5 protein-coding genes and 1 pseudogene are annotated in these 3,944 nt (G+C 36.4%); all 6 read right to left on the reverse strand.

The genetic code is table 11. The features are described 5' to 3' along the window. Positions 1 to 986, reverse strand: a pseudogene (locus ACFIK4_RS06660) (DUF6990 domain-containing protein); the annotation flags it as partial. 93 nt (positions 987 to 1,079) lie between these two features. Then, positions 1,080 to 1,649, reverse strand: a complete 570-nt coding sequence (locus ACFIK4_RS06665; protein WP_375675531.1) for an SMI1/KNR4 family protein — start codon at positions 1,647 to 1,649, stop codon at positions 1,080 to 1,082. Between the two features lie 52 nt (positions 1,650 to 1,701). After that, positions 1,702 to 2,283: an SMI1/KNR4 family protein gene (locus tag ACFIK4_RS06670; RefSeq protein WP_375675533.1), complete on the reverse strand. Its 582-nt coding sequence runs from the start codon at positions 2,281 to 2,283 to the stop codon at positions 1,702 to 1,704. A gap of 42 nt (positions 2,284 to 2,325) precedes the next feature. Beyond that, entirely contained in the window at positions 2,326 to 2,901 is a 576-nt protein-coding gene (locus ACFIK4_RS06675) for an SMI1/KNR4 family protein (protein WP_375675535.1), read from the reverse strand. Further along, positions 2,898 to 3,371 (reverse strand): SMI1/KNR4 family protein, encoded by a 474-nt coding sequence (locus ACFIK4_RS06680; RefSeq protein ID WP_375675537.1) that lies wholly within the window; start codon positions 3,369 to 3,371, stop codon positions 2,898 to 2,900. Before ACFIK4_RS06680 ends, ACFIK4_RS06675 begins: the two co-directional genes overlap by 4 nt. Positions 3,372 to 3,423: 52 nt before the next feature. Beyond that, positions 3,424 to 3,944: SMI1/KNR4 family protein (locus ACFIK4_RS06685; RefSeq protein WP_375675539.1), on the reverse strand; the 521-nt coding region annotated here is incomplete at its 5' end.

The following is a 3,944-nucleotide window of genomic DNA, read 5'->3' on the forward strand; positions in this document are numbered from 1 at the left end:
GACTATACGTATATTGTAGCTATACTTTTGAACACGTGTTTTGCTTTCTATTGATGCTTGTAAATCTTGGGCACGTGCCCATTGTATTATTCGCTCAGAGATTTTGATAAGCTCTTGCTCATCTAATGTCTCTACACAAATATCAATGCCTTTATCAAAACCACTAAAAATCCCCCCCAATCGTGTTAAAAGAATTATAAGTATTTGTAGGTGATATGCACCGATACTCCCCACTATAGTGAATATATTTACAAGCTACAGAAATAATTTCATTAGATATTTCAGCTTCAATACGGACATTGTAATTATCATGAAGACGTATAAAACCAAAATCAAATTGAATAAAGCGGTCGGGCAAAACCAACCACATTTTTCTAGGTTCCGTTGAAAACCACCCTTGTGTTTTAAGAACGCGCATTGCTGCTGTGAGACTTATCGAGCGCTGTTTTGGCTTCTTGCGCGTTAGAATATCGTCTAATTCCCCATTTTTATAGGCCTGTGCAAAAAAAAGCAGGCGATCATCCGATGTCATTGTTTTATAATCAGCAAATTCTGGCACAGATAGTTTTGGGGTAGATCTATCACTCCTTAAAGCCTCCATATCACCAAGTAATGCTTGTGCAACGGCAGAATGATTAGTAGCTTCCTCGCNCCACTTTGTTTAAAGCGGTTGTGATATGGCTTTCGGAAAGATCTGGAGCTTTAACATTAAAATCCTCCTTCGCATAAAACAGCACATCTCCATATTTACGCTGTGATTTTTCACCTCTAGAATATTCCCAGCCAAGACAATAAGCAGCGGTGGTGAGATTAGCCGAAAGCAAAAACTCTTTGCCACTCTCTCCATAATTTTTTACACCATAGCCAATGCCAATAATGCGATCGGGAAGATGATAATGCGCAAAAGTATCACCCACGTTATCACGATAAGGCTCCCAGCCCAGTCTTTTTAAAATTTCTGTGACATCTTTGGTTTGCATCATCATTCCCCCAGCATGATCTGTAATTCTTTTACATAAAAATTACTTATGTAATACTTAGGCTCTCTAGAAAGACTATATATTTCCTCACTATCAATTTCACCTCTTCCATAGTTTTTTCCAAAAACTCTTGTAAAAAGGGATAGGTTGCGGAGTGGGAGTGTTCTCAATCTTTTCAATCGGTTGGTCACCATCAAGTATCTCTTCTCCCGCGTGTACTTTAATTCTTTTACAAAGGAATTCATAAAAATTACTGGCGTAATATTCGCAATTATCCAATGGATACATAACATAGATTGGACATTCTCCATCCCTAAACTGCGTATAATCAAAGTAAAATGTCTCACCAAAATCAGTTCTACTGACAACAAGCTGTTCTAATGTCGCAAAACCATGTTTCCTATGATATAAGTTTTTATGCACAATATCACCAGCAGGATGATCCTCAAAACTTGCGTTATAAATGCTAAAAATTTCCTCATAACCAATTTCTCCTCCCTTATAATTTTTTAAAAAATCCTTATAAGAAGTTGTAAATTGTAAACCGAGAGCTTTCTCCGCCCTTTCAATCACGAGATCATCAACCGCATTTTTTGCAGTACCAAAATTGATAATATCATTATATTTATCAATTAATACTGCAACATCATCTAAAGTGTAGGTTTTCATAGATGATCCTCAAAACGTGCGTTATAAACGCTCCATATTCCCTCTATCAATTTCACCTCTTCCATAGTTTTTTCCAAAAACTCTTGTAAAAAGGGATAGGTTGCGGAGTGGGAGTGTTCTCAATCTTTTCAATCGGTTGATCACCATCAGGTATCTCAGCTCCCACGCTTTCTTTAATTCTTTTGCAAAGGAATTCATAAAAATTGCTAGCGTAATATTCGCAATCCTCAGATGGAAGCATGACATAAAGTGGGCATTCTCCATCCCGAAACTGCGTATAATCAAAGTAAAAGGTTTCACCAAAATCAGTACTACTCACGACAAGCTGTTCTGATGTTGCAAAACCACGTTTTCTATAATAATTTAAGTTTTGACAAACAATATCATTAAAAGGAAAATCTACACAATCTTCATAAAGACTATAGATTTCATCACCACCAATATCTCCCCCTTTATAATTTTTTAAAAAACTTTTATAAGAAGATGTGAATTGCAAACCGAGAGCTTTCTCAGCCCTTTCAATTACAAGATCATCAACTGCATCATCTTCAGTACGAAAATGGATAATCTCATCATCATATTTATTCACTTTATCAATTAATATTACAACATCATCTAAGGTATAGGTTTTCATAGATGATCCTCAAAACTTGCGTAACGCTCCATATTTCCCCTATCAATTGCCCCTCCTCCATAGTTTTTTCCAAAAACTCTTGTAAAAAGGGATAGGTTGCGGAGTGGGAGTGTGCTCAATCTTTTCAATCGGTTGATCACCTTCAGGTATCTCAACTCCCGCGTGTACTTTAATTCTTTTACAGAGGAATTCATAAAAATTACTGGCGTAATATTCGCAATCTTCAGATGGAAGCATGACATAAAGTGGGCATTCTCCATCCCTAAACTGCGTATAATCAAAGTAAAAGGTTTCACCAAAATCAGCGTAACACACGACAAGCTGTTCTGATGTTGCAAAACCACGTTTTCTAGCATTTAAGTTTTTGAAAACAATATCACCACCAGGGATATCTGCTCCACACTCCTTATAAAGGCTAAAGATTTCTTCACCACCAATTTCTCCTCCTACATATTTTTTTAAAAAGCTCTTATAAGAAGATGTGAATTGCAAATCGAGAGCTTTCTCCGCCTTTTCAATCCGTAGATCATCAGCCACATTTTCTTCAGTACGAAAATTGATAATATCATTATATTTATCAACTAATACTGCAACATCAGCTAAGGTATAGGTTTTCACAAATCTTCCCCTGCGTGCTCTTTAATTCTTTTACAGAGAAATTCATAGAAGTTACTTGCGTAATGCTCTGAATCTCCAGATGCAATTTCAACATAGAGTGGGCATTCACCATCCCAAAACTGAGAATAATCAAAATAAAATGTTTCACCAAAATCAGTTCTATTCACGGCAAGCTGATTTGGTTTTGCGAAACCATTTTTTATATCCGTCAAATGATAGAAAACAATATCACCAGCAGGACACTTATCAAAACTTGCGTTATAAATGCTAAAAATTTCATAACCTCCAATTTCTCCTCCTCCATAATTTTTTAAAAAACTTTTGTAGGACGAGGTGAATTGTAAACCGAGAGTTTTTTCTGCCTCTTTAATCCGTACATCACTAGCTGCATCCTCTGCAGTGCCAAAGTCGATAACATCCGGATACTTATTAATTAATTGTGCAACATCAGCTAAGGTATAGGTTTTCATGGATGATCCTCAAAACTTGCGTTATAAACGCTTCATATTTCCTCTATCAATTTCACCTCTTCCATAGTTTTTTCCAAAAGCTCTTGTAAAAAGGTATAGGTTGCGGAGTGGGAGTGTTCTCAATCTTTTCAATTGGTTGATCACCATCAGGTATCTCAACTCCCGCGTGTACTTTAATTCTTTTGCATAGGAATTCATAAAAATTACTGGCGTAATATTCGGACTCCTCATCCGCAAACATGACATAGAGTGGGCATTCACCATCCCGAAACTGCGTATAATCAAAGTAAAAGGTTTCATCAAGATCATAACTCACAACGAGCTGTTCTGGTGTCGTAAAACCACGTTTTCTATCATTTAAGTTTTGGAAAACAACGTCATTAACAGAAACACCTATAGGATGCTCATAAAGACTATAGATTTCTTCACCACTAATGTCCCCACCTTTATAATGTTTCAAAAAACTCTTGTAAGAGGATGTGAATTGCAAATCGAGAGCTTTCTCAGCCCTTTCAATTACAAGATCATCAACTGCATCATCTTCAGTACGAAAATGGATAATCTCATCATCAT

This window comes from Bartonella sp. AP9QHHD (assembly GCF_042195625.1).
Classification (GTDB): Bacteria; Pseudomonadota; Alphaproteobacteria; order Rhizobiales; family Rhizobiaceae; genus Bartonella.

What these genes read in the sequence shown, in the direction of transcription:
- ACFIK4_RS06665 (WP_375675531.1), bottom strand. Translation starts at nt 1,649, where the DNA reads ATGAAAACCTACACTTTAGATGATGTTGCAGTATTAATTGATAAATAT.
- ACFIK4_RS06670 (WP_375675533.1), bottom strand. Translation starts at nt 2,283, where the DNA reads ATGAAAACCTATACCTTAGATGATGTTGTAATATTAATTGATAAAGTG.
- ACFIK4_RS06680 (WP_375675537.1), bottom strand. Translation starts at nt 3,371, where the DNA reads ATGAAAACCTATACCTTAGCTGATGTTGCACAATTAATTAATAAGTAT.